The following is a 24,542-nucleotide window of genomic DNA, read 5'->3' as shown; positions in this document are numbered from 1 at the left end:
GGAGTGCTCGTGGACCCGATAGCCATTCCGGCCGGGGGCGGACGGCCGAGCCTGGCCGGCGCGCTCTTCACTCCCGCGGGGGCCGGGCCGCGACCGGCTCTCCTGTTCGTCCACGGCCTCGACTCCGATCAGTACGGATACCAGATCCGGGCCCGGGCCCTGAGCGAGCCGCTCGGGCTGGTCTGCCTGACGTTCGATCTCGGCGGTCACGGGGATTCCGGCGGCGGCCTCGACGACCTGACGCCCCGGGATCATCTGGCTGACCTGGTCGCGGCCTACGACGTGCTGGCCGCTCACCCGGTTGTCGATCCGGCGCGCATCGGGGTCTGCGGCGCCAGTTACGGCGGATACCTCGCGGCCCTGCTGGTCGCCGAGCGTCCGGTCCGCCGGCTGCTGCTGCGAGCCCCGGGCCTCTACGACGACGCCGTGCTCGACCGTCCCCTGCGCGAGCGTCCACACTCGGGCGTCGGGGCCGCGAGCACGGCGGCGACGCGCAGCCTCGCGCGTTTCACCGGCGAGGTCCTGATCGTCGCGTCGGGGGCCGACGAAGTCATCCCGCGGGCGGTCATCAGCGCTTACCAGGACGCCGGTCCACGGACCAGGCTGGTCACCCTCAAGGGGGTACCCCACCAGCTCGCCGAGCCGGATCACCGCCGGCGCTTCCTCGACCTGACCGGCGAGTTCTTCGCCGCGCTCTGACCGCCGATCACCGCCGGGCCTGGGCCGCCAGATAGGCGAGCCGGGCCCGTACGTACTCATGCCCGACCAGCACGGGCGTGCGCACCCGGTCGATCGGGAGCGGGCTGCCGGCACCGCGCCAGTCCAGTCCCTCGGCGAGCGCCTCGTCCGGCGTGACCAGGAGCCCGGCCGTGTCGTCGACCGAACCCGGCCGCCCCTCACGGGTGCGCAGCAGGGCGCCGAACAACAGGTACTGGCTGACCAGGAGCCGCCAGAGCACCGGCGCCCGGCCCGGGTGGAAACCGGAGAGGAACTCGGTGATGTCCGTGCTGCGCCGGCCGAGCTTCTCGTCCGGCCGCTCGAACTCCGCCCAGAACTCCCCCAGCGACTTGCAGTGGTAGGCGTTGTCGGACCGGATCGTCAACTCGTCGGCGATCTGATCGAGCACCCCCAGATAGAGCCCCTGCCGGCGGTAGCGCTGCGGAGCGGCGGCCGCGACGGCCCCGGCCACCACCGCGTCGGGCTCATAGGGCTGGGCCGGATCGACGCGGGCCAGGTCGTGATCCCACGTGTACGAGTGGAAGATCTCCTTCAGCAACAGGTACTGGAAGGCGATCCGTGGCTCCAGGGCGAGGTCGATCTCGGTGAGGCGACGCTGCAGCAGCTTCACCGAGGTGGACGGGGCCAGCAGGTAGTAGGCGGTCGACCGGAAGTAGTAGCCGTTACCGGCCAGCCAGCCCGATCCGTCCTCGGCCAGGCCCCCGTTCGCGGCCGCCCGGGCCAGGCTGAGCACCCGCCGGCGGAAGGTCTCGGCGAGCTCCATGGCCTCGAAGATCACCGGTTCACATTCCGCGTACAGCCGCTTCTTGGCGTCGTACTCGTAGTCCCGGCGCGCGTCCCGTTCCGCCCGCTGCTCCTGCAGCCGATGCGTCAGCTCGGCCACCCGCCGCTGGGTCCGCCAGGTCAGCACGGCCGTGATGAGCGCCACCAGCAGTGACGTCCCGGCGGCGAGCACAGCGATCCATCCCTCTTTCGGCAAGCCCAGCCTCGCTTCCCCGGATCGGTAAGGACACGATCCGATACCAACCCACGACGGGTCCGTCGTGAATGGTTAGTGTCGCGCCAGTGGTGACCGGTGTCGATGTGATCATCCACGTTCGAGGACAACCGGTCGGTCCGTACCCATAGGACGAGGTGGACACGATGCGTGCATCAGGAATGCCGGCGACGAGACGCCGGGCGGTCATCGCCGCCGGTGTCGTCGCGGCACTGGCGATCGGCGCGGCCGGCTGCGCGGAGAGCGACCGGGACAGCGGTGGCGGCGACAAGGCGGCGAGCGGCGGCACCTTCATCTTCGCGGGAGCCGGTGACCCGAAGAACTTCGACCCGATCTTCAATGACGACGGTGAGTCGTTCCGGCCGATCCGGCAGATGTACGACACGCTGATCACCCACAAGCCCGGCACCGCGGAGCTCGAGGGCGGGCTGGCCGAGAGCTGGACGAACGACCCGACCGGCAAGGTGTGGACGTTCAAGCTGCGCCAGGGGGTCAAGTTCCACGACGGCACGGCGCTCGACGCCGCGGCGGTCTGCGCCAACTTCGATCGCTGGTACACCATGAAGGGCGAGGCCGCCCAGTCCCAGATGATCTATTACACCGACATCTTCGGTGGGTTCGCGGGCAGCCCGGACGCCCTCTACGACAACTGCAAGGCGCAGGACGCGTCGACCGCGGTCGTGACGATGAAGAAGTACAAGGGCGCCTTCCCGGGTGCGTTCACCCTGACCGCGTTCTCGATCGCCAGCCCGGCCGCGATGAAGCAGTACAACGCCGACACGGTCACCCAGAACGGCGACTCGTTCTCCTACAGCGCGTTCGCCAACGAGCACCCGACCGGCACCGGCGCGTTCACCTACGGCGGCTGGAACAAGGCCACCGGCGAGATCACGCTCAACAAGAACCCCGACTACTGGGGCGACAAGGCCAAGGTCGACAAGACGATCATCAAGATCATCAAGGACGAGAACACCCGGAAGCAGGAACTGCGCGCGGGCACGGTGCAGGCGATCGACTTCCCGGCCCCGGCCGACCGCAAGGCGCTGGCCGACGAGGGCTACCAGGTGCTCGACCGGCCCGCCTTCAACATCCTCTACCTGGGCATCAACCAGAAGAACCCGAAGCTCAAGGACCTGCGGGTCCGGCAGGCGATCGCGTACGCCCTCAACCGCGCCCAGCTCGTGCAGACCAAGGGTCCGGGCGGCTCGGCCGTGGCCGACGAGTTCCTGCCCAGCACGGTGTCCGGCTACGCCCCGGACGTGCAGAAGTACGAGTACAACGTGGACAAGGCCAAGCAGCTGCTGGCCGACGCGGGCGCGACCGGCCTGACGCTCAATTTCTACTACCCGACCGAGGTGTCGCGGCCCTACATGCCGAACCCGCAGGAGATCTTCACCGTGCTGGCCAACGACCTGCAGGCGGCCGGCATCAAGGTCAACGGTGTCCCCCGCCCGTGGAACGGCGGCTTCAAGGACGACGTGCAGCAGTTCGGCAAGCAGGACCTGCACATCCTGGGCTGGACCGGCGACTACAACGACCCGGGCAACTTCGTCGGCACGTTCTTCGGCCGGAGCAAGGTCGAGTTCGGCGACGAGTCGATGACCGAGATGTTCACCGCCATCGGCAAGGCCGACGCGACCGTCGACCAGGCGGCCAAGAAGTCCGCCTTCGAGCAGGTCAACCGGGACCTCGCCGCCAAGTGGTTGCCGGCCGTGCCGATCTGGCACGCCCCGCCGGCCATCGTCACCACCAAGGGCGTCGAGGGTCTGGTGCCCAGCCCGCTGACCGCCGAGGAATTCAACACCGTCTCACTCACCAAGTAGCACCTGGCGCCGCCGCGGCCCGGACCTCCGGCAGGTCCGGGCCGCCCGGCGCGCAGACCCGAAGGATTCCTCATGGTGAGAGTCATCCTGCGCCGGCTCATCCAGCTGGCCGTCACGCTGATCGTCCTGATGACACTGGTCTTCTTCTGGCTGCGCAGCCTGCCCGGCGGGCCGGTCGACGCGTTGCTGGGCGAGCGCGCGACCCCGCAGACCCGCGAGCTGCTGACCCGGGCCCTCGGCTACGACCAGCCGATCTGGGTCCAGTACGGCCGCTTCCTGGAGAACGTGGTCACCGGCAACTTCGGCAACTCCATCCGCACCGGCGAGCCGGTGATGGACGTGATCAGCCGATCATTTCCGGCCACCATCGAGCTGGCCCTGGCGGCGATCATCATCGCGGTCGGGCTGGGCATCCCGCTGGGCTACCTCGCGGCCCGGCACCGCGGGCGGGTGCTCGACAACGCGACCATCATCGTCACGCTGATCGGCATCTCGATCCCGATCTTCTTCCTGGGCTATCTGCTCAAGGACTGGCTGACCCAGAGCGTCCACCTGTTCCCGCCGTCCGGCCGGATCAGCACGGGCCTGGGCAACACCGACGTGACCGGCTTCTTCGTGCTCGACGGCCTACTGACCCGGGAGCTCGACGCCTCGGCCGACGCCCTCTGGCATCTGGTGCTGCCCGCCTTCACGCTGGCCACCATCCCGCTGGCGATCATCATCCGGATCACCCGGGCGAGTGTGCTGGACGTCCTGGACGAGGACTACATCCGCACCGCCGACGCCAAGGGCCTGCGCGGCCCGACCATCCGCAGGCGGCACGTGCTGCGCAACGCCTTGCTCCCGGTGGTCACCACCATCGGCCTGCAGACCGGGGCGTTGCTGGCCGGCGCGGTGCTGACCGAGAAGGTCTACAACTGGGGCGGGCTGGGCACGCTGATCACCGACTCGATCGGCGGCAGCCGCGACTATCCCGTGCTGCAGGCGCTGATCCTGCTGGCCGCCGTCGTCTTCATCGTGGTCAACCTGCTGGTCGACCTCTCGTACGCGATCATCGACCCGAGGGTGCGTGTGAAGTGAGCGGACCCGGTGGCATCGCGACCCTCGCCGACCACAAGCGCAAGCGGATCGACGAGCTGATCGCCCGCACGTCCGACGCGGGCGGGGTGAGCCTGATCCGCGACGCCGGGCGCCGCCTGCTGCGCAATCCGACCGCGATCGTCGGGGCCGTCCTCATCCTGCTGTTCCTGATCATCGCGATCTTCGCGCCGCTGGTGGCCCCGCACGACCCGGTGCAGCGGTTCCCCGAGCTGACCAAGGATTTGACCGTCGACAACATCCCCGGCGCCACCGCCGGGCACCCGCTGGGCAGCGACCCGCTGGGCCGCGACTTCGCCTCCCGGATGATCTACGGCGCCCGGCAGACGTTGTTCGTCGGCGTCCTCGCCACGCTCATCGGCCTGCTGCTCGGCGTGCTGCTCGGCGCGATCGCGGGCGCCGTCGGCGGCTGGGTCGACGTACTGGTCATGCGGCTCACCGACGTCATGCTGGCCCTGCCCAGTCTGCTGCTGGCGATCACCCTGGTCGCCCTGGCCAGCCGCTCCACCCAGTGGACGGTGATCATCGCGGTGGCGGTGGTGAACGTGCCGATCTTCGCCCGGCTGCTCCGGGGCTCGATGCTGGCGCAACGCGAGAGCGATCATGTGCTGGCGGCCCGGGCGCTCGGGGTCAGACAGCGCCACATCGTGCTGCGGCACATGCTGCCGAACTCGCTCACCGCGGTCATCGTGCAGGCCACCCTGACCTTCGCGGTGGCCATCCTGGACGCGGCGGCGCTGTCGTTCCTGGGCCTCGGCGACCCGGACATCAACCGGGCCGAGTGGGGCCTGATGCTCGGCGTGGACGGCGTGCGCTACTTCGAGGTCCGCCCCGAGCTGGCCTACTTCCCGGCCCTGGCGATCATCCTCGTGGCCCTGGGCTTCACCCTGCTCGGGGAGAGCATCCGCGAGGCACTCGACCCGAAGAACCGGCGGTGATCTGGCATGCCTCTGCTCGACGTACGTGACCTGTCGGTCGTCTTCCAGCGCAAGGGCACCGCGCCGGTCAAGGCGGTGGACGGCGTCAGCTTCACGGTCGAGCCCGGCCAGACGGTCGGGCTGGTCGGCGAGTCCGGCTGCGGCAAGTCGGTGACCAGCCTGGCCATCATGGGTCTGCTCCCCCGCCGCGGCAACAAGGTCACCGGCGAGGTGATGTTCGAGGAGACCGATCTGCTCACGCTGCGCCCCCAGGAGCTGCGGGACCGGCGCGGCCGGGACATCGGCATGATCTTCCAGGACCCGCTGTCCTCGCTGAACCCGGTGATCCCGCTCGGCGTCCAGGTGGCCGAGGTGCTCGAGCGCCACCAGGGCCGGACCCGGCAGGCGGCGCTGAAACAGGCCCGGGAGCTGCTCGACGCGGTGGGCATCCCCGACCCGGCCCGCCGGCTCAAGGAGTTCCCGCACCAGCTCTCCGGCGGCATGCGGCAGCGGGCACTGATCGCCATCGCCCTGGCCTGCAAGCCGCGCCTGCTGATCGCCGACGAGCCGACCACGGCGCTCGATGTGACCATCCAGGCGCAGATCCTCACCCTGCTCAAGGAGCTGGTCGACGACTCCGGCACGGCGCTGGTGATGATCACCCACGACCTCGGAGTGGTGGCCGGGCTCTGCGACACGGTCAATGTCCTGTACGCCGGGAAGGTGGTCGAGCGGGCCGGGCGCCACCAGCTCTTCCGGGAGCCGCGACACCCGTACACCGATGGGCTGTTGCAGTCGGTGCCCCGCCTGGACGTGGACCGGGGCGGGCGGCTGCACCAGATCCGCGGCTCGGTCAGCGACAACATCCCCTGGCCGGAGGGCTGCGCCTTCGCACCGCGCTGCGACCGGGTGATCGACGACTGCATCGGTGACACGGTGCCCCTCGAGCCGACCCGCGCCGGCGCGCTGCGGTGCACGAACCCCGTACCGAGAGAGGTGCCGGTGTGAGCGACACACTCGTCCGGATCGACGACCTCAAGGTCCACTTCCCGATCAAAAGCGGACTGCTCTTCGACCGTACGGTCGGCTATGTCTACGCCGTCGACGGGGTGTCGCTGACCGTCCGGCGAGGGGAGACCTACGGCCTGGTCGGCGAGTCCGGGTGCGGTAAGTCGACGCTGGGCCGCGGCCTGCTGCGGCTGGTCGAGCCGACCAGCGGCGCGATCACCTTCGACGGTACGGATGTCCGCTCGCTCAAGGGTGAGCAGATGCGGCTCTTCCGCCGGCGGATCCAGATGGTCTTCCAGGACCCGATGTCCAGCCTGGACCCGCGGCAGTCGGTGGAGTCCCTGCTGGTCGAGGGTCTCAAGGCGCACGGCCTGCACAAGAACAAGGCCGAGGCCCAGAAGCGGCTGCGCTCCACCCTCGACTCGGTCGGCCTGCCCGCCTCGGCGCTGAGCAAATACCCGCACGAGTTCTCCGGCGGGCAGCGGCAGCGCATCGGCATCGCCCGGGCCCTGGTGCTGGGTCCCGAGCTGATCGTGGCCGACGAGCCGGTGTCCGCGCTCGACGTGTCCATCCAGGCCCAGGTGGTCAACCTGCTCGGTGACCTGCAGGAGTCGCTCGGGCTGACCTACCTGGTGATCGCCCACGACCTGGCCGTGGTCCGGCACATCTCCGACACCATCGGGGTGATGTATCTCGGTGCGCTGGTCGAGGAGGCCGACGGCGACCAGCTGTACGAGAGACCCCTGCACCCGTACACCCGGGCCCTGCTCTCGGCGGTGCCCATCCCCGACCCACGGGTGGAGGACCGCCGCGAGCGGATCCTGCTGGCCGGCGACCTGCCGTCGCCGGCCAACCCGCCCAGCGGCTGCCGCTTCCGCACGCGCTGCCCCTGGTCGCAGACCCGCTGCGCCGAGGAGCGCCCGGAGCTGCGGGTCTTCGACGACTCCGGCCAGCGGGTGGCCTGTCACTTCGCCGAGGACATCCTCAGCGGCGAGCTGCGGCCGCACGAGGTCCACGCCCAGCTGGTCCGCCCGGACGCCGGCCACACCCCCGACGTCGGCAACGAGCTGATCGTGACCCGCACCGACCTGCCCGCGCCGTGACCGCCCTCAGCGCACCTGCTCGGCCTTGAACTGCATGCGCGGGGTGGCGTAGAACTCCTGGGCCTCGATTAGCTGGAGCTCGCGCTGCCCGGAGCGGTAGGTGGTCTCGATCAGGTCGAAGATGCTCGAGGCCGTCCGCTCGAGAGCTGACGCCGCGTCCTTGGTGGCGACGTAGTGCGCGGTGAACAGGGCGGCCGTGACGTCACCGGACCCGTTGGCCTTGAACGGCAGGTGCGGGGTGCTCACCAGCCAGGCGCCGGACGGGTCGACGACCAGCATCTCGATCGTGCCCTCGGCCCGGTCGGGGCGCTCCACGCTGGTGACCAGCACGGTCGAGGGACCCATGGCCCGGGCCAGGTCGGCCGAGGCGAGCGTCGACTCGGTGCTCGCCGGCTCGGTGCCGGTCAGGAACCCCAGCTCGAACTGGTTGGGGGTGATGATGTCGGCCACCGGCACGACCCGGTCGCGCAGCAGCTCGGGGATCTCGGGCGCCACGAAGCAGCCGGACTTGGCGTTGCCCATGACGGGATCACACGCGTAGAGCGCCGCCGGGTTGGCGGCCTTCACCCGGCGGACGGCGTCGACGATGACATCGCCGATGCCGACCCCGCCCTGATATCCGGACAGCACGGCGTCGATCTGCGGAAACACCCCACGCTCCTCGACCCCGAGGAGGATCTCGGCCACCTCCGGCGGCGGGATGAGCGGCCCTCGCCAGGCGCCGTAACCCGTGTGGTTGGAGAAGTTCACCGTGGGCACCGGGATGACCTCGACCCCGATGCGCTGCAGCGGGAACACAGCCGCGGAGTTCCCGACATGGCCGTAGGCGACTGCCGACTGAATGGACAAGACCTTCATGTCCTCCAGCGTAGAGAACCAGCTGCCCGGTGCGGGCCGCCCACCAAGAGATACCGTTCTGGAGGTCATCCACCGGACGCACGATGGAGGCCCCGGTCAGGTAATCGTGAGGAGCGAACGTGAGTCAGAACGTGCTGCCGTCGACGGCGGGGGTCGCGGTTCAAGCGAGCCGCAGGCGTACGTTCGCGGTGATCTCCCACCCTGACGCCGGCAAGTCGACCATGACCGAGGCGCTGGCCCTGCACGCGCGGGTGATCGGCCAGGCGGGCGCGGTGCACGGCAAGGGTGACCGCAAGGGCGTGGTGTCCGACTGGATGGCGATGGAGCAGCAGCGTGGCATCTCGGTCACCTCGGCCGCGCTGCAGTTCTCGTACCGCGACACGGTGATCAACCTGCTCGACACGCCCGGGCACGCCGACTTCTCCGAGGACACCTACCGGGTGCTGACCGCGGTGGACAGCGCGGTCATGCTGCTCGACGCGGCCAAGGGGCTCGAGCCGCAGACGCTGAAGCTGTTCGAGGTGTGCCGGCAGCGGCAGATCCCGGTGATGACCTTCATCAACAAGTGGGACCGGCCCGGACATGACGCCCTCGCACTCCTGGACGAGATCGAGCAGCGGATCGGCCTGCGACCGACCCCGCTGACCTGGCCGGTGGGGATCGCCGGGCACTTCCACGGCGTCATCGACCGCCGCACCGGCGTGTTCACCCGGATGCAGCGCTCCCCCGGCGGCAGCGACCTGGCCATCGAACAAGAGATGGACCCGGCCGAGGCGGCCCAGCAGTTCGGCGCCGACTGGGAGACCGCCGCCGAGGAGCTGGACCTGCTCGCGATGACCGGTGCCGATCACGACCAGGCCGCGTTCCTGGCCGGCACCAGCACGCCCGTGCTCTTCGGCGCGGCCGTGGCCAACCTCGGCGTACGGCAGCTGTTGAACCTCCTCGTGGAGCTGGCCCCGCCGCCGGCCGCCCGGCCCACCGTGGCCGGAAACGATCAGCCGGTCGACGGCACGTTCTCCGGGTTCGTCTTCAAGATCCAGGCGAACATGAACCGGGCCCACCGCGACCAGGTGGCGTTCATGCGGATCTGCTCCGGCCGCTTCGAGCGCGGCATGGTCGTCAAGCACGCGGTCACCGGCAAGCCGTTCACCACCAAGTACGCCCAGCAGATCTTCGGGCAGGGCCGCGACACGATCGACGAGGCCTACCCCGGCGACGTGGTCGGCCTGGTCAACGCGACCGCACTGGGCATCGGCGACACGCTCTACACCGGTGACCCGGTGCAATATCTGCCGCTGCCCTCGTTCGCGCCGGAGCACTTCGCCGTCGTGCGCACCTCCGACACCTCGGCCTTCAAGCGCTTCCGCCGCGGCATCGAGCAGCTCGACGGCGAGGGCGTGGTCCAGGTGCTGCGCTCCGATCAGCGCGGCGAGCAGGCCCCGGTGCTGGCCGCGGTGGGGCCGATGCAGTTCGAGGTGGCCACCTACCGCCTCGAGGCCGAGTTCGGCGTGCAGGTGCAGCTGGAGTTCCTGCCGTACGAGGTGGCGGCCCGCATCGATCCGGCCGGGCGCGAGAGCCTGCGCTCCGAGGGGAGCGTCGAGGTCATGACGCGCGTCCGCGACGACGCCCTGCTGGCTTTGTTCGCCAACAAGTGGCGGATGCGCTCGGTGGCCGGCCGGCACCCCGACCTGGGCCTCGACGCCTGATCGGAGCCTCGCTGGGGACGTGAGATCCACCTCATCCGGGACCTTGCCACGCCGTACCGGCAAACCGCGCACGCGCGATCGCGACACCTACGCTACGGTTACCCGGTTGCAGTTTTGATTTCCGTAGACGTTTTCGGCTTCGCTCGTCGTGTCGGTTCGGCGCGGGCAATCAACGCGGCGGCATGTGAGACCGCGCAGTGTGGTCTCGACATCCTGCTTAGGAGCAGACATGACTACAGGCACCGTGAAGTGGTTCAACGCCGACAAGGGCTTCGGCTTCATCACCCCCGACGACGGCGGCGCTGACGTCTTCGCCCACTTCTCCGCCATCTCGACGAGCGGCTACCGCAGCCTCGACGAGAACCAGAAGGTGGAGTTCGACATCACCCAGGGCCAGAAGGGCCCGCAGGCGGAGAACATCCGTCCGCTCTGATCCACGCTTGACGAACGGCGGTCCGCTCACCAGCGGGCCGCCGTTCCGCGTTTCCCCGGCCGTGACCGTGGCCGTGGCGCTGATCGCGCGGGAACGCTGACCGACTGGCCGGTGCTCGATGGGGATCCTGAGCAGATCACAAAGGATGACCAGAGCCGGCCGGGCCGTTGCGTCGAGCGGCGGCCCGCCGATCGACGGGCCGCCGTGGTGAAACCTGTCCGGGCCGGCCACCACGGGGCGGCGTGGCAGACCGATCCGCTGGTGCCACCAGCCAAGCGATGACGGCCCGCTTCTCAGCCGCGACAGCGCGCGGCGAAGGTGACTTCGGGATCGTCATCGCCCCCCGTTTCAACCGGGGGCATCCAACGGGATCACTCTCCACCCTGGCAGCCCGCCCGGAGACTCACCAGGTAATTCACAGGTAATTCATCGGTACTATCGCGGGGTGACCGGAGGATCGGCCTTCGGGCTTGCTGTGCGAGCCCACCGGCGGCGGCTGGGGCTGTCGCAGGAGGATCTGGCCGATCGCATCGGGGTCAGCACCAGCACGATCGGCAAGGTCGAGGCCGGTCGGATCAGCCAGCCCCGGCCGGCCACCGTGCGCCTGCTCGCCGACGCCTTCGGGTTGACCGGTGAGGCGCGCGACACGTTCTGCCAGGGCGCCGACGGTGAGCCGGCCCCGGCTCAGGTGGCGGCCCAGCTGCCTCCGGACGTGCATCCCTTCACCGGCCGCACCGACGAGCTGACCCGGCTGGACAAGTTGCTGGCCGCTCCGGGCGAGCGGCCGACGGTCGCCGTGATCACCGCGTTGTCGGGCATGGCCGGGATCGGGAAGACCTCCCTGGCGGTGCACTGGGCCCACCGGGTCGCCGCGCAGTTCCCCGACGGCCAGCTCTACGTCAACCTGCGCGGCTTCGATCCCTCCGGGCGGGTGATGGATCCGGCCGACGCGGTCCGCGGATTCCTCGACGCGCTCGGCGTCGCGCCCGGCCAGATCCCGGCCAGTCCGGACGCCCAGGCCGCCCGTTACCGGAGCCTGCTCGCCGGGCGGCGTGTCCTGGTGGTGCTCGACAACGCCCGCGACGCCGAGCAGGTGCGGGCCCTGCTGCCCGCCAGCCCCACCGCCCTGGTCCTGGTGACCAGCCGCAACCAGCTCACCGGTCTGCTGGCCACCGACGGCGCCCATCCGCTGCACCTCGGTGCGCTGAGCCCGCAGGAGTCCCGTGACCTGCTGAACGAACGGCTCGGCACCGATCGGCTGGCCGCCGAGCCCAGCGCCGTACCGGAAATCGTCGCGGCCTGTGCGGGGCTGCCGCTCGCCCTGAGCATCGCTGCCGCCCGGGCCCAGCAGTCCGGGTTCCCGCTGGCCGCGCTCGTCGCCGACCTGGGCGAGACCGGCAACCGGCTCAACGTGCTGGACGCCGGCGACCCGCTCAGCGACGTTCGCGCGATCTTCTCCTGGTCGTACGCGACCCTCACCCCACCCGCGGCGCGGCTCTTCCGCCTGCTGGGCCTGAACCCCGGGCCCGACCTGTCCACCTCGGCCGCCGCGGCCCTGGCCGGCGCCCCGGTGACCGAGACGCGCCGGTTGCTGGCCCAGCTCACCCGGGCCAACCTCGTCACCGAGCATCGGCCGGGCCGATACGTGCAGCACGACCTGCTCCGCCTCTACGCCGCCGAGCTCGCCTCCCCGGAGGCCGCCGCCGAGGCGCTGTCCCGGCTCATCGCCTTCTACGTGCACACCGCCTGCACGGCGAATCGGCTCGTCTATCCGAACCTCGACGCCATCGCCGTACCGCTCGAGCCGTTGCCCGACGGCGTCGGCGCCGAGTCGCCGGCCGACCATGACGCGGCCATGGCCTGGCTGGACGCCGAGCACGCCAACCTCCTCGCGGCGGCCACCCAGGCCGCCCGCGCCGGCCTGCACATCTACGCCTGGCAGCTCGCCTGGGGTCTGGACACCTTCCACTACCGCCGGTGGCACCTGCATGACCAGGTGGCCACGTGGCAGGCCGCCGTCACCGCGGCCCGCCATCTGGGCCGCCCGGGCGTGCTGGCCTACACCCACCGCCGGCTGGGCGAGGCCTACCGCCGTCTCGGCCGCCCCGCCGAGGGCTTGGCCCAGGCGCGCGAGGCGCTGTCGCTCTTCCACGGCATCGGCGACCGGTGCGGCGTGGCCGACGTGCATCTCGACCTGTCGATGCACGCCGAACGCGAGGGCAACCTGCGAGAGGCTCTGGAACAGGCCGAGCGAGCCCTGACCGCGACCCGGTCGGGCGAGGATCCCGGCGCGGATCCGGTCGAGCTGCGGATGGCCCGCGCCCTCAACACGGTCGGCTGGTTCCGGGCGCTGCTGGGCGACCACGCCGCGGCCCTGACCTTCTGCCAGGAGGCCCTGGAGATCAACACCCGCCGGGGCGACGAGGAGAACATCGCGTTCACCTTGGACAGTCTCGGCTACGCCTACCAGCACCGGCACGACTACCAGCAGGCCGTCGACCACTACCAGCGAGCCATCGAGTCCTTCGAGCGCCTCGGCTATGCCTCGATGACGGCCGACGCCCTGGAACGTCTGGGCGACACCCACCACGAGGCGGGTCACCCCGGCGCCGCCCGGGAGGCCTGGACCCGGGCCCTGAGGATCCGGACCCGGCTCGAGCTCGACTCCGCCGAATCAGTGCGGATCAAGCTCCGCGCCCACTGATCGATTTCCGCCATCTGCGTATCAACGCCGGACGCGGCGCCACTGTCACCCGATCATGGGTCATCCTCTTGAGGCAGGCGATTCTGGATTCGGGCGCCGCATTCTGGGCAGTCCCGGCCGTCTACTGTGCATCCGAGATGACCTCCGAGGAGGACGATGCGATGAAGGTCGCAGCCATGGACTACGTTGCCGCCCGCAGTCCCGACGAGGTGCTGGCCGTTCTCGCCGACGGGCAGGCTTCGGTGCTCGCCGGGGGTCAGAGCCTCGTGCTCGAGGTGACCAGCCGGGCCGCGCAGCCGCGTCGTCTGGTCGACATCAACCGGGTGGCCGAGTTCGAGGTGCTGGACCAGACGGACGGGATGCTGCGGGTCGCGCCGCTCGTCCGGCATCGCGTCTTCGAGTCCGACGCGATCGATGGTCCCCTCGGTGACCTGTTGCGCGTCATCGTCCGCCACATCGGGCATCCGCCGATCCGGGCCCGCGGCACGATGCTCGGCAGCCTGGCGTACGCCCATCCGGCCGCCGAGTGGCCGGTCGCGGCGGCCGTGCTCGGTGCCGAGCTCGATCTCGCCGGCCCGGACGGTCGCCGCACGCTGACGGCGGAACAGTTCTTCACCGGCCCGTTCACGACCGCTCGCCGCCCCGAGGAGTTGCTGGTCGAGGTACGCCTGCCCGCCCTGCCCGCCGGCACCGGAGCGGGATACGCGGAACACCGCCGGTCGCACGCCAAATTCGTCGAGGGCGCCGCCATCGTGGCCGTGACGGTGGCCGACGGGCTGGTCACCGGCGCGGCGATCGGGCTGGTGAACGTGGGCCCGTGCCCGGTGCGGGCCCGGGCCGCTGAGGCCGCGCTGATCGGCGGCCCCTTCTGCGACGCGGCGATCATCGAGGCCGCCCGGGTGGCGGCGGAGATCGACGCCGACAACCGCGCGATGACCGCCACCCGCCGCGGGGCCATCCGGATGCTGACCCGCCGGGCGCTGACCCAGGCCCGCGAAGGGGTCTGACCGGTGCCGGTGAGACTGGTGGTGAACGAGAACAACTATGAGGTCGACGCCGATCCACGACGGAGCCTGCTCGCGGCGCTCCGCGCGGACTGCGAGGTGACCAGCGCCCACGCCGGGTGCGCGGACGGCACCTGCGGAGCCTGCACGGTGCTGGTCGACGGTGACGCGGTCCGGTCGTGCCTGATGCTGGCCGTTCAGTGTGACGGCGTGGCGGTCCGGACCGCGGAGGGGCTGACCGCCGGCCACCCGCTACGGGCCGCACTGCCCGGCGGTCACGAGCTCTGCCGGCCGGGACTGGTCATGCTGGCGGCCGGGGCGATGCGGCACGATGGCGACCTGGCCGCCGATCCCGGCCAGATGAGCCGGCTGCTTGCCGCCAACCTCTGCACGTGTGCGGACCATGATCAGATCAAGCGGTCTGTCGTCCGCGCGGCGTCACTCCCGCCCGGGGCCTCGATCGCCGCGATCGGCCCGTCCGACGGGCCGAGCCCGGATGCCACCGGTCCTTGATCCGCCGGTCGGGGCCGACGCGTAGGGTCCCATCCATGGAACCGAACGCCGAGCGTCAGTGGCTCGATGCCCTGAGCGATCTGCTGAACCGGTCACACCTGTTCCAACCGGACCAATTGGCCGACGCCCTCGGCGCGACGATGGCCGGCCTCGATATATCGACCACGATCTACCTCGTCGACGACGAGCAGAGAGCCTTGCACCCCATCCCCCAGGAGGATCTCCGGACGCCCGAACCGGCCGGTCTGGATGACAGCCTGCCGGGCCGCGTGTTCCGCGGGATCAAGACCCTGCCCGCCCCGGACGGCACCGACTTGTGGGTGCCGATGGTCAACGGCACCGATCGGCTGGGCGTCATCAAGTTCACCTTCGGCGACGACGCGGATGCTCCCGGCGAGCTGACCCGGCGGCGTTGCGAGACGATGGCCGGCCTGGCCGGCCATCTGATCACCGTCACCGCACCCAAGGGTGACTTCCTGCTCCAGGTCCGCCGGTCCCGGCCGATGAGCACCGGGGGCGAACTGTTGTCGCACCAGCTGCCGCCGTTGACCGCCAGCTGTGAGCGCCTGTCGGTCAGCGCGATCCTGGAACCGTGTTACGACGTCGGCGGCGACGGCTTCGACTACGCCATCGACGGCCCGATGGCCCGCCTGGTCGTCCTCGACGCCGTCGGCCGCGGCCTGCGAGCCGCGACCATCTGCACCGTCGTCATGGCCTCGATCCGCGCCGCCCGCCGCACCGGGCAGGACCTGAGCGCGCAGGCCCGGGCGGCCGACCGCGTCATCGCCGAGCAGTTCCCCGGCGGTTCCTTCGCGACCGCCGTGCTGGCCGAGCTGAACATGGACACCGGCATCCTGCGTTACACGAACGCCGGGCACCCGGCGCCGCTGGTGCTGCGTTCCGGCCACGTCGTCCGCGAGCTCACGGCGGGCCGGCGTCTGCCGCTCGGCCTCGGCGGCGTCCCGGACAAGATCGCCGAGCAGCGGATGGAGCCCGGTGATCGGCTGCTGCTCTACACCGACGGCATCACCGAGGCCCGCGACCCGGCCTGCGAGCTCTTCGGGGTCCAGCGCCTGGCCGACCACGCCGAACGCCACGCCGCGGCCGGCCTGCCCGCCGCCGAGACACTGCGCCGGCTCGCCCGGGCGGTCGCCGCCCATCAGGACGGCCCCGCCCGCGACGACGCCACCATGCTGCTGGCCGAGTGGTCGCCGGACGCCGCCCGCCGATCGGTGCCCTGAGATCAGAATCCGCGAAGAAGGACGTTAATCCGTAGCGGCTGTGGGCAACCCGGGGCACCCCCCATGCCCGAGCAAGGACCATCGTCATGACGCAGCAGCGATTCCGCACATCCACCGAAGCCTTCGCCGAGCTCGACCGGCTCTCGTTCCCGAAAATGCGGCTCGACGATGCACTCACGCACGTCGCCGACGTGGCCGCCCGGGCTGTTCCGGGCGTGCACGCGGTGTCGGCCACGTTGCTGAGCGCCGAGGGCGCACGAACCGCCGCCTACACCGGACGGGTCGCCATGGACCTCGACGAGTGGCAGTTCCACAACGGTCACGGTCCGTGCCTGGCGGCGGCCGCGGCCTCGATCACCGTCAGCGTGCCGGACACCGCCGGCGACCGTCGCTGGCCCGACTGGGCCGACCGGGCGGTCGAGGCCGGGGTGCACAGCTCGCTCTCCGTCGGACTGCCGCTGCGGGACTCGGTCAGCGGCGCGCTCAACCTCTACGCCCCTCAGCCGCAGAACTTCGACGACGACGCGGTCATCCTGGCCGAGACCTTCGCCGGGTACGCCGCGGTGGCCATGGCCACCGCGTCCCGGCCGGAGGATTCGGGCCCGGCCACGATCCCGTGGTCCTCGGCCGCCGACCGCCTCGCCCTCGAACAGGCACGGGGCATTCTGATGGCCGAACGCCAGTGCACCGCCGAGGAGGCCCTCCGCGTTCTCCGCGAGATGGCCGCGGAATCCCATCGGCCCCTGCGGGACGTCACCCGGGTCCTCGTCACCCGGGCCGGCTGGCCCCTGGACGCCTGACCACCGGTGGAATGCGTGACCGGCGGCGTACGGGGTAGTCGGGCGCTCGACGAAAGGAGAACGCCATGACCAACCCGCAGCAGCCCGAGATCAGGCGCAGTGACGAGTCGCCGACGACCAAGCAGCGCACCGAGGACGCCAACCCGACGGACGCACCGGGCGGCACCCACGACAAGTCGGCCGGCCGTGCGGTCCCGGCGGCCCAAGCGTCGCCGTACGGTCCGCCGGACAAGATCGCGGACGACAAGTCCTGACCGCGGACGGCGAGGCCCGGGACTCCGGGCCTCGCCGGGGCCGCTGATCAGGGAGCCGTCAGGTCGAACCGGTTGACCGTGACGGAGCCACCGAGCGCGCTGGTGGCGTAGTTGAAGAGGCCGAACCGGTAGCCCATGAAGAACTGCCAGTCGTTGTTGAGCGTGAACGCCGGCCCCAGCGTGGTGAAGGAGCTGCCGTTCGTGCTGTAGGAGAACGTGGCCGTACGCCCGGATCCGGGTTGAATGTTGGCGCTGACCCGCAGCCAGACGGTGCCCCCGGAGACGGCCGCGCCGGCCGCCTCGGTGCCGGTCCCGGTGGTGGTCCACCCACTCGTCGACATGCTCAGCCCGTTGGTCATCGACACCCGGGTGACGCCGTTGTCCTTGCGGACGCCGATCCACGCCGATTGATCCCGCAGCATGGCCAGGCCGGCCCGGTCGCCGTTGGCCATCGCCGAGTAGTTCAGCTGGATCGTGGCCGTGGACGTGGGGCCCTGGATCCGGTGCGTCAGCGTGTTGCGGGCGTTGTAGAGGTCATTGGTGACGGTCGCGGTGGACAGCCGCAGCCCGCTGCCGACGCTGAACTTCGACGTGTCCGGGTTGTGGTTCCACTCCCAGCGCGGCGCCAGCGAGGTGCCGGTGAAGGTGTCCGGCCCGGTCATCGGCTGGACGGTCCGGGTCGTGGTGATGGCGGGCTTGGGATAGCTGGCGCCCCAGCGTCCGTTGACGGTCTGCAGCACCGGCCAGCCGTCGCCGCTCCAGGTGATCGGGGCCAGCGTCGGCATGCGGCCGCCCGGGTAGGCGTCGGTGAACGCCATGTACCACCAGTCACCGTTCTGGGTCTGCACGAGACCGCCCTGGTGCGGCACGCCGCCCCCGGAGATCGGGCCGGGCAGGTTCAGCAGGACCTGACGTTGCTCGTACGGTCCCCAGGGGCTGGTCGAGCGGAGCACGTACTGGCCGTTGGCCGGGCGGGTGAGCCAGATGTAGTAGTAGTTGCCGCGCTTGTACATCCGGGCGCCCTCGAGCGTACCGATGCTCGACGGAGTGGTGTAAACGGTCTGCGACCGTACCTCCGAGGTGAGGTCGGGCGAGAGCTGCGCGACACTGATCGTGCCATTGCCGTAGGCGACGTACGGGGTGTCGTTGTCAAACAGCAGGCCGGCGTCGTAATAGCACTTGTTGATCCGGGCCTTCTTGCTCCAGCCGCTGCCCACCGCCGTCGAGGTGTAGACGTAGGTGCGGTTGAACTCGGTGCAGCCCAGCCAGTAATACGTGCTGTTGCCCGGCCGGTAGTTGAACGCGGACGCCCAGATGCCCTTGACGTAGGCCCGGCCGCCGCTCAGGTCGTAGGCGGACGAGTCGAAGTCCAGCCGCGGCACCGAGTGCCCCGCGAACTCCCAGTTGACCAGGTCATAGGAGCGCAGGATGGGCGCGCCGGGCGAGTAGTGCATGGTCGACGCCGAGTAGTAGTAGGCGTCGCCCACCCGGATGATGTCGCCGTCGGCGAAGTCCTGCCAGACCACCGGATTGGTGAAGGTCCCGGAGGCAGGCGGTGTCGTCGGGGTGCCGGAGCCGACCGGGACGAGCTGCCACTGCTGGTTGGTGCCGTTCCAGTCGGCGTACTGGACGATCGCGCCGCCGTCGGCGGTGGAGGCGCCCTGCACCTCCAGGGCCTTGCCGCTGTTCCGGTTGATCAACTGAACGTGGCCGTCGATGTCCTGCACACTGAACTGCTGGTTGGCGGCGTTGTTGTCGGTCCACTGCACGATCGCGCCGCCGTCGGCGGTGGAGGCGCCGGAGACGTCCAGCACCTTGCCCGACAGCCGCGACTTGAGCCGGTAGAAGCCGCCACCGGAGTCGACGAACTGCCACTGCTGCTGAGCGCCGTCGTTGCGTGACCATTGGGTGATCCGGGCCCCGTCGGTCGTCGCCAGGTTGTACACGTCCAGTGCTTTGGCGCTGTTGCGGTTGACCAGCACGTACCAGGCAGTGGTGTCGATGGTGGCCGCCGACGCCGCGGAAGCGCCCACCACGGCCGTCGCCAGGCCGGCCAGCAGAGTCAGGACGGCGGCGATCGCCAGGCGCTTTCTTGAGGGTGCGTAGCGTGCGCTCATTGCCGCTCCTCGGCGTCAAATCGGGGATGGTAGTTATCGTTCACATTTTTCCGTACGGGCTTTTGCCGGCGCGACGGCGAAGATGCTGGGGGTGCTCCCAGAGTGAAACGGATATTGACGAGTGTCAAGGAGGATGGAGCTCGCTTCCCTTCTTAGAAGCGACTCTCGACGGGTCGTTCCGGTAACACTTTCTCCGGTACCAATCGCGGCGCCTGCGGTTCCGGCTCTCCCCGTGACCGACCACGGCCCTTCAGCGCTCCGGCAATACGCAGGCTGGTGTTAGCGTTAACTGCGGCTTAAGGTGGCGTCGCCCTCAGCCGGTGAGCGCGCCCTGCGCCGTCAGCTGGGCGAGGCGGTCGGCGTCCGGCGAGTCCGGCGCCGGTGAATAGACCACGATCCGCACGTCGCAGCCCGGGACCTGCAGGACGTCGCCGTCCAGCGCGAGCGGGCCGACGTCAGGGTGGTCGATGTGCTTGCGCATGCCCCGGTAGCGCGCGGGACGGGCGGCGGTCCAGCGCTCGACGAACTCGGGGCTGGCCTCGTGCAGGCCGGCGACCAGGTCGGCCAGCTCGGCGTCGTCGGGGTGCTCGAGGAAGGCCACCCGCAGGTCGCCCACGATCGCGTCGCGGAATGTGTCGTCCTCGCCGGGGTCGACCCACACGCCCGGGTTGGGCTGCGTCATCTCGAACCAGACGACATTGCGCGCTCTGCCCCGCAGGGTCGCGGAGTCGCCCAGCAGCGCCGTCCAGGCGGAATTCCAGCGCAGCAGCCACCAGTCGGCCGAATAGACCGCGACCGGCCACTCCCGCAGCCGGGTGACCATCCGCTCGATGCTCTCGGGCACCACCCGGGCCACGGACCCGGTCGCGGGAGCCAGGCCGGCGGCGCGGTGCAGGAGGGCGGACGCGTCCTCGTCGAGACGCAACGCGCGCGACAGGGCGGCGACCACCGGTGCCGACGGCCGGGCGGCACGCCCCTGCTCGAGCTGGACGAGGTAATCCACGGAGACGCCGGCGAGCGACGCCAGCTCCTCGCGGCGCAGACCCGGGGCACGCCGGGCGCCGGGGCCGGTGAACCCGAAATCGCAGCGATCCCGGAACCCGCGCAGCAGCGTCCCCAAGCTCGGAGCCCCCACCGTCCTGGTCGCCTGATCCACCACGCGGCCAAGATACCCCCGGTCACGGCAGCGTGGGTGGTACTGGCAGTCCCCCCGACACACGTCGCCTTCCTCGCACCCGCCCCAGGTCACAGGCTGGTGGACATGGAAACGATCACTCTCGTCACCGGTGGCAACAAGGGCATCGGCCGCGAAACCGCCCGCCGGCTCAAGGAGGCCGGGCACACGGTGCTCATCGGCGCCCGCGACCCGGAGCGCGGCCGGACCGCCGCCACCGAGCTCGGCGTGGGGCTGCTCCCCCTGGACATCACCGAGCAGGCGAGCGTCGACGACGCGGCCGCGCAGGTGCGGGCCGATTACGGACGCCTGGACGTCCTGGTCAACAACGCCGCCGTCACCGGCGTGGTGACACCACTGGAGCAGACCACGGCTGAGGACGCCGCCGCGGCGCTGGACGCCAACCTGCTCGGGGCGCTGCGGGTCACCAACGCCTTCGTCCCGCTGCTGCGGGCGTCCCAGCACGCCCGGGTTGTCAACGTGTCCTCCCGGGTGGGCTCTTTCGCGGCCACGCTCGAACTCGACATGTTCGACTGGCGGGTCGTGCCGCCCCTCTACGCCATCACCAAGACGGCGCTGACGATGCTCACCCTCAAGTACTCCCGCGCCCTGCCCGGGATCCTCGTCAACGCCGCCGACCCCGGCTACACCAAGACCGACTTGAACGACGGCCAGGGCACCCAGACCGTCACCGAGGGCAGTGACGCGATCGTGCACCTGGCCACCCTCCCCGACGACGGCCCCACCGGGATCCTCCTCAGCCGCGACGGCTCCGTGGCGTGGTGAGCGCCGGCTGCTGACCGGGCGCCCGGTAGGTCCCCGCAGCGACCGCCGCCAGCTTGGGCAGCAGCCACGGCGCGATGACGCGCTGGACGCCGGACGGTGTGTAGTGCAGGCCGTCGCTGCGGACCTTCAGGCGGTTCACCCGCCAGGTGAACTCACCCCCGGGGCAGACCACCGGGTTGAGGTCGAGAACCGTGATCCGGCCCGGTCGCCGCGCCGCCTCGGCCCGCAGCAGCCGGTTCCAGGCGTCGACCCGTTCCGGCCGGTCCTCGGGATAGAGGCTGCCGTCCGGCCGCTCCGCCCGACGGGTGTACGAGGCGGTCAGCAGAACCACGGCGGCACCCCGGGACCCGGCGATGGTGACCGCCTTGTCGAGCTGCCGGAGCAGGTACGCGTCGTAGCCGGGGTCGCCGACGTGCTGGTAGCGGCCCTCGTAGTAGCGGTCCATCAGCTCCCAGCGGTTCAGGTTGATCACCGCCACGTCCGGGTTGTCCCGGGCGACGCCCTTGCGCCAGCGGCTCTCCCACGCCGGGCAGCCGGGGTAGTTGGTGAACGGCTCGTCCAGCTGGCGGATCCGCGGGAGGGTCGCGATGCCGCAGCCCTGGATCGACCGCACGCTGGTCCACATCCCCGGGTGCGGCGGGAGGTACGTGCCGATGGTCCAGGACACCGAGTCGCCGAAGAAAGTGATCCGTGGCTCATTGCCGGCGGATCCGGGGCGGCCCGGCCGGTTGATCGGCACCACCGGCGCCGGTGTCCGCGACCTTCGCGGCGTGCCCGGGACGGCCGGGGCCGGGGCGACGCTGATCGCGATGACCGGCGCGTCGGCCGGCGCCGGTTCTACAGCGGGTACGGTCGCGTACCCGATCACGGCGATCAGGACACCGAGCGCACCCACGGTCACGGCGGTGGGCCGCCACCCGGTCAGGGCGCCGTGGCGGATCGGCTGCTCGATGAGGTGGTAGCTCAGGACAGCGACGGCCAGGGTCCCGGCCAGGCGCACGACCAGCAGCGGCCAGCGGGACAGGCCGGTGGCGTCGGCGGTGACGAACAGGAACACCGGCCAGTGCCAGAGATAGACCCCGTACGAGATCCGGCCGAGCGCGGCCAGCGGCGCCAGCCCCAGGAATCGGGCCATCGGCGCGGCCGGGCTGACCACGACGTGGGCGATCACCGCCGCGGTCGCGAGAGCGGCGACGGTCAGGCCGCCCTGGTACATCCACGGCGCGGTCTCGGAGGCGCTGTGCCAGAGCCAGCCGGTGACGCCGGCGCCGAGCAGAGCCGTCACCCCCAGCGCCGCACGGCCGCCGGGGCGACGGCTCTCCGCGTACGCCAGGACGCCGGCCAGCAGGGCCCCGATCAGCAGGGCCTGGGCCCGGGTGTCGGTGCCGTAGTAGGCGCGGCTGATCGACTCGGGCCGGTACAGCCACGCGCACAGCACGGCCGAGGCCGCGGCGCCGGCGGCACACAGCACCACCAGCACGGTCCTGGCCCGGCGCAGCGTCAGCTTGATCGTCAGCGCGGCCACGATCAGCGGCCACAGCAGGTAGAACTGCTCCTCGATGCCCAGCGACCAGGTGTGTTGCAGCGGCGACGGGGCAGCGGTCACCGCCGCGTACCCGGTCCCTCGGAAGATCATCCGCCAGTTCGCCAGGTAGCCCAGCGCGGCGTAGGCGTCCGTGCGCACCAGGGCCAGCGCGTCGCTGTCGAGCAGGAACCGGCCGGCCACCACCGTGGCCAGCAGCATCGCCAGCAGCGCGGGCAGCAGCCGCCGGATCCGCCGGACCCAGAACCGGATCAGGTCGATCCGGCCGGTGCGCCGCCGCTCGGCCAGCAGCAGCGAGGTGATCAGAAATCCGGAGAGGACGAAGAACGTGTCCACCCCGAGAAAACCGCCGGCGAGACCCGCGATCCCGGCGTGGAAGAGCACGACGGACAGGACCGCGAACGCGCGAATCCCGTCCAGCGCCGGAAGGTGACCCCAGGATGGCCCCCGTCCGCTCACGGGGCTGGACACGATCGCCGGCCCGGTCATCGAGCCGTTCCCACTGTCCTAAAGAGGATCAGGGTCGCTGTTGGGCGACCCTTCCCGCGACGTCTCCTGTCCGCCCGGCTCGTTCGCCGGCGCCCGCGGGTCGGAGCGGGGGTCCTCGGCGTTCGCCTTCTTCAGATACTCGTCGGCTTCCTTCGGCGGATCGCCGAGTGCCTCGGGGTTGACGGTCATGGTCATCCCTTTCCGGTGACTACCGCTCACGACCGGGCGCCGCGCGGGTGCGTCGGCGCATACCCGGCGCTCCGCCTCTTAGTCGGGCCATCACTCATTGGTCCGGCAACCACGCCGACGCTCGCCGCACGATGTCGTCCGGCACCTCGTGACCGCCGTGGAACTCCTCATAGGTCACGTCGTAGCCGGCTCCGCGCAACCGCGGCACCAGGCGCCGGCTGCACCGGTCGATCGGCAGCACCCGGTCGCCGTCACCGTGCGAGAGGAACAGCCGGGGCGCGCCGTGCGTCACCATCGGGGCCGCGAAACCGGGCGAGAACGCCAGGACGCTGTCGAACAGGTCGCCGTTGGTCAACCCGAGCGTCAGCGCGTAGGAGGCGCCGTCGGAGAAGCCCCCGATACTCATCCGGTCCACCGGGCAGGCGTCGAGCACCTCGGACAACACCCGGTCGAGCCGCCGGACGTCCGGGCCGAAGCCGGCGGAGATCACGTCCCAGCTCGCCCCGGCCGACTGGGGGGCCACCAGCAGCAGCCGCCGGCTCCGCGCGACCGGGAGCATCAGCTCCAGGCCCTGCCGCGCCGAGCCGCCGGCCCCGTGCAGCAGGACCACGAGCCGGTAGGGGCCCGCGTCGACCGGCTCGGGCACGTACGTCAGCGCCGGCAGCCCGCCGTCGAGGTCCGAGATCCGGGCCGGCCCGGTGCGCATGCTCTGCCGGACGCGATCGCTGAGCCGGCCGTGCGCGAAGTTCTCCTCGGGTTCGCCGTGCGCGGGCCCCGGTTCCTCGATGATCGGCATACGTCCTCCTGCGCTGCCGGCCGCGGGTCAGTCCGGTGTCTCGTCCGGCCCCAGGTCGACCGAGCTGCGGATCTCCGAGATGTTGCGGTAGGTCGCCACCGGCATGGCCCGCAGGGCCCGGACCGGCGCCGAGTCGTACGCCGCGCCGCGTTCGGTGGCGTGCCGCACGATGGCGTCCTTGTCGGCCGGGAAGTCCAGGTCCTCCAGCAGCGTCTGCACTTCGGTGAAGGTGTCTGTGCTCATGCCGGGCC

General features: G+C 70.8%; 23 protein-coding genes. 15 read left to right on the top strand and 8 right to left on the bottom strand.

Annotated elements, in window-relative coordinates; translation table 11 throughout:
* Positions 1-9: 9 nt before the first annotated feature.
* Positions 10-699, top strand: a complete 690-nt coding sequence (locus tag NAG42_RS26115; protein WP_250033857.1) for an alpha/beta hydrolase family protein — start codon at positions 10-12, stop codon at positions 697-699.
* Positions 700-706: 7 nt separating this feature from the next.
* Here NAG42_RS26115 and NAG42_RS26110 read toward each other — a convergent pair whose 3' ends face one another.
* Entirely contained in the window at positions 707-1,717 is a 1,011-nt protein-coding gene (locus tag NAG42_RS26110) for a hypothetical protein (protein ID WP_250033855.1), read from the bottom strand.
* Positions 1,718-1,881: 164 nt separating this feature from the next.
* Between NAG42_RS26110 and NAG42_RS26105 the strand changes: the two genes are divergently transcribed.
* From NAG42_RS26105 to NAG42_RS26085, 5 genes are all read left to right on the top strand, one after another.
* Positions 1,882-3,558 carry an ABC transporter substrate-binding protein gene (locus tag NAG42_RS26105; protein ID WP_250033853.1) on the top strand — a complete coding sequence of 559 codons (1,677 nt, stop codon included), beginning with the start codon at positions 1,882-1,884 and terminating at the stop codon, positions 3,556-3,558.
* A 72-nt stretch (positions 3,559-3,630) separates the two neighbouring features.
* Positions 3,631-4,638: an ABC transporter permease gene (locus NAG42_RS26100; protein WP_250033851.1), complete on the top strand. Its 1,008-nt coding sequence runs from the start codon at positions 3,631-3,633 to the stop codon at positions 4,636-4,638.
* Positions 4,635-5,594, top strand: coding sequence for an ABC transporter permease (locus NAG42_RS26095; RefSeq protein ID WP_250033849.1), 960 nt, complete (start codon positions 4,635-4,637; stop codon positions 5,592-5,594). The genes NAG42_RS26100 and NAG42_RS26095 overlap by 4 nt, the downstream gene beginning before the upstream one ends.
* Before the next feature lie 6 nt (positions 5,595-5,600).
* Positions 5,601-6,581 (top strand): ABC transporter ATP-binding protein, encoded by a 981-nt coding sequence (locus NAG42_RS26090; RefSeq protein ID WP_250033846.1) that lies wholly within the window; start codon positions 5,601-5,603, stop codon positions 6,579-6,581.
* The gene (locus NAG42_RS26085) at positions 6,578-7,684 is read left to right on the top strand and encodes an ABC transporter ATP-binding protein (RefSeq protein ID WP_438872447.1); all 1,107 of its coding nucleotides are present in this window, start codon (positions 6,578-6,580) and stop codon (positions 7,682-7,684) included. The genes NAG42_RS26090 and NAG42_RS26085 overlap by 4 nt, the downstream gene beginning before the upstream one ends.
* A 6-nt stretch (positions 7,685-7,690) precedes the next feature.
* Here NAG42_RS26085 and pdxY read toward each other — a convergent pair whose 3' ends face one another.
* Entirely contained in the window at positions 7,691-8,542 is an 852-nt protein-coding gene (gene pdxY / locus NAG42_RS26080) for a pyridoxal kinase PdxY (RefSeq protein ID WP_250033844.1), read from the bottom strand.
* A gap of 119 nt (positions 8,543-8,661) precedes the next feature.
* Here pdxY and NAG42_RS26075 point away from each other — a divergent pair, with 119 nt between their 5' ends.
* The 8 genes from NAG42_RS26075 (at position 8,662) to NAG42_RS26040 (ending at position 17,197) form a co-directional block, all read left to right on the top strand.
* Entirely contained in the window at positions 8,662-10,248 is a 1,587-nt protein-coding gene (locus NAG42_RS26075) for a peptide chain release factor 3 (RefSeq protein ID WP_250033842.1), read from the top strand.
* A gap of 229 nt (positions 10,249-10,477) precedes the next feature.
* Entirely contained in the window at positions 10,478-10,681 is a 204-nt protein-coding gene (gene cspE / locus NAG42_RS26070) for a transcription antiterminator/RNA stability regulator CspE (protein WP_203809918.1), read from the top strand.
* Positions 10,682-11,126: 445 nt separating this feature from the next.
* Positions 11,127-13,385: an ATP-binding protein gene (locus tag NAG42_RS45060; protein WP_250033839.1), complete on the top strand. Its 2,259-nt coding sequence runs from the start codon at positions 11,127-11,129 to the stop codon at positions 13,383-13,385.
* A 176-nt stretch (positions 13,386-13,561) separates the two neighbouring features.
* Complete coding sequence (locus tag NAG42_RS26060) at positions 13,562-14,392, top strand: FAD binding domain-containing protein (RefSeq protein ID WP_250033837.1); 831 nt, start codon at positions 13,562-13,564, stop codon at positions 14,390-14,392.
* A gap of 3 nt (positions 14,393-14,395) precedes the next feature.
* The gene (locus NAG42_RS26055) at positions 14,396-14,902 is read left to right on the top strand and encodes a (2Fe-2S)-binding protein (RefSeq protein WP_250033835.1); all 507 of its coding nucleotides are present in this window, start codon (positions 14,396-14,398) and stop codon (positions 14,900-14,902) included.
* A gap of 35 nt (positions 14,903-14,937) precedes the next feature.
* Positions 14,938-16,143, top strand: a complete 1,206-nt coding sequence (locus NAG42_RS26050) for a PP2C family protein-serine/threonine phosphatase (protein ID WP_250033832.1) — start codon at positions 14,938-14,940, stop codon at positions 16,141-16,143.
* 86 nt (positions 16,144-16,229) lie between these two features.
* Entirely contained in the window at positions 16,230-16,943 is a 714-nt protein-coding gene (locus NAG42_RS26045; protein ID WP_250033829.1) for a GAF and ANTAR domain-containing protein, read from the top strand.
* A gap of 65 nt (positions 16,944-17,008) precedes the next feature.
* Entirely contained in the window at positions 17,009-17,197 is a 189-nt protein-coding gene (locus NAG42_RS26040) for a hypothetical protein (RefSeq protein ID WP_250033826.1), read from the top strand.
* Positions 17,198-17,244: 47 nt separating this feature from the next.
* Here the strand turns inward: NAG42_RS26040 and NAG42_RS26035 are convergent, their stop codons facing one another.
* Positions 17,245-19,314 (bottom strand): family 43 glycosylhydrolase, encoded by a 2,070-nt coding sequence (locus tag NAG42_RS26035; RefSeq protein ID WP_250033823.1) that lies wholly within the window; start codon positions 19,312-19,314, stop codon positions 17,245-17,247.
* A 313-nt stretch (positions 19,315-19,627) separates the two neighbouring features.
* Positions 19,628-20,473, bottom strand: a complete 846-nt coding sequence (locus tag NAG42_RS26030; RefSeq protein ID WP_250033820.1) for a helix-turn-helix domain-containing protein — start codon at positions 20,471-20,473, stop codon at positions 19,628-19,630.
* Positions 20,474-20,575: 102 nt separating this feature from the next.
* On the opposite strand from NAG42_RS26030, the gene NAG42_RS26025 reads away from it, so the two are divergent.
* Positions 20,576-21,274 carry an SDR family NAD(P)-dependent oxidoreductase gene (locus NAG42_RS26025; protein WP_250033814.1) on the top strand — a complete coding sequence of 233 codons (699 nt, stop codon included), beginning with the start codon at positions 20,576-20,578 and terminating at the stop codon, positions 21,272-21,274.
* Here the strand turns inward: NAG42_RS26025 and NAG42_RS26020 are convergent.
* The 4 genes from NAG42_RS26020 to NAG42_RS26005 form a co-directional block, all read right to left on the bottom strand.
* On the bottom strand, positions 21,246-23,276 hold the full coding sequence (locus tag NAG42_RS26020; protein WP_250033812.1) for an acyltransferase family protein: 2,031 nt from the start codon (positions 23,274-23,276) through the stop codon (positions 21,246-21,248). The two genes, NAG42_RS26025 and NAG42_RS26020, sit on opposite strands and share 29 nt — an antisense overlap.
* Positions 23,277-23,324: 48 nt before the next feature.
* Positions 23,325-23,495 carry a hypothetical protein gene (locus tag NAG42_RS26015; protein ID WP_250033810.1) on the bottom strand — a complete coding sequence of 57 codons (171 nt, stop codon included), beginning with the start codon at positions 23,493-23,495 and terminating at the stop codon, positions 23,325-23,327.
* Between the two features lie 94 nt (positions 23,496-23,589).
* Positions 23,590-24,291 (bottom strand): alpha/beta hydrolase, encoded by a 702-nt coding sequence (locus NAG42_RS26010; RefSeq protein WP_250033808.1) that lies wholly within the window; start codon positions 24,289-24,291, stop codon positions 23,590-23,592.
* Positions 24,292-24,318: 27 nt separating this feature from the next.
* Positions 24,319-24,534, bottom strand: coding sequence for a DUF2795 domain-containing protein (locus tag NAG42_RS26005; protein ID WP_250033804.1), 216 nt, complete (start codon positions 24,532-24,534; stop codon positions 24,319-24,321).
* Positions 24,535-24,542: the final 8 nt, after the last annotated feature.

The organism is Paractinoplanes maris (assembly GCF_023544465.1).
In the GTDB taxonomy this organism is placed as follows: domain Bacteria; phylum Actinomycetota; class Actinomycetes; order Mycobacteriales; family Micromonosporaceae; genus Actinoplanes; species Actinoplanes maris.
The sequence above is the reverse complement of the archived record's forward strand: the minus strand, read 5'-3'. Positions and strand labels throughout refer to the sequence as shown.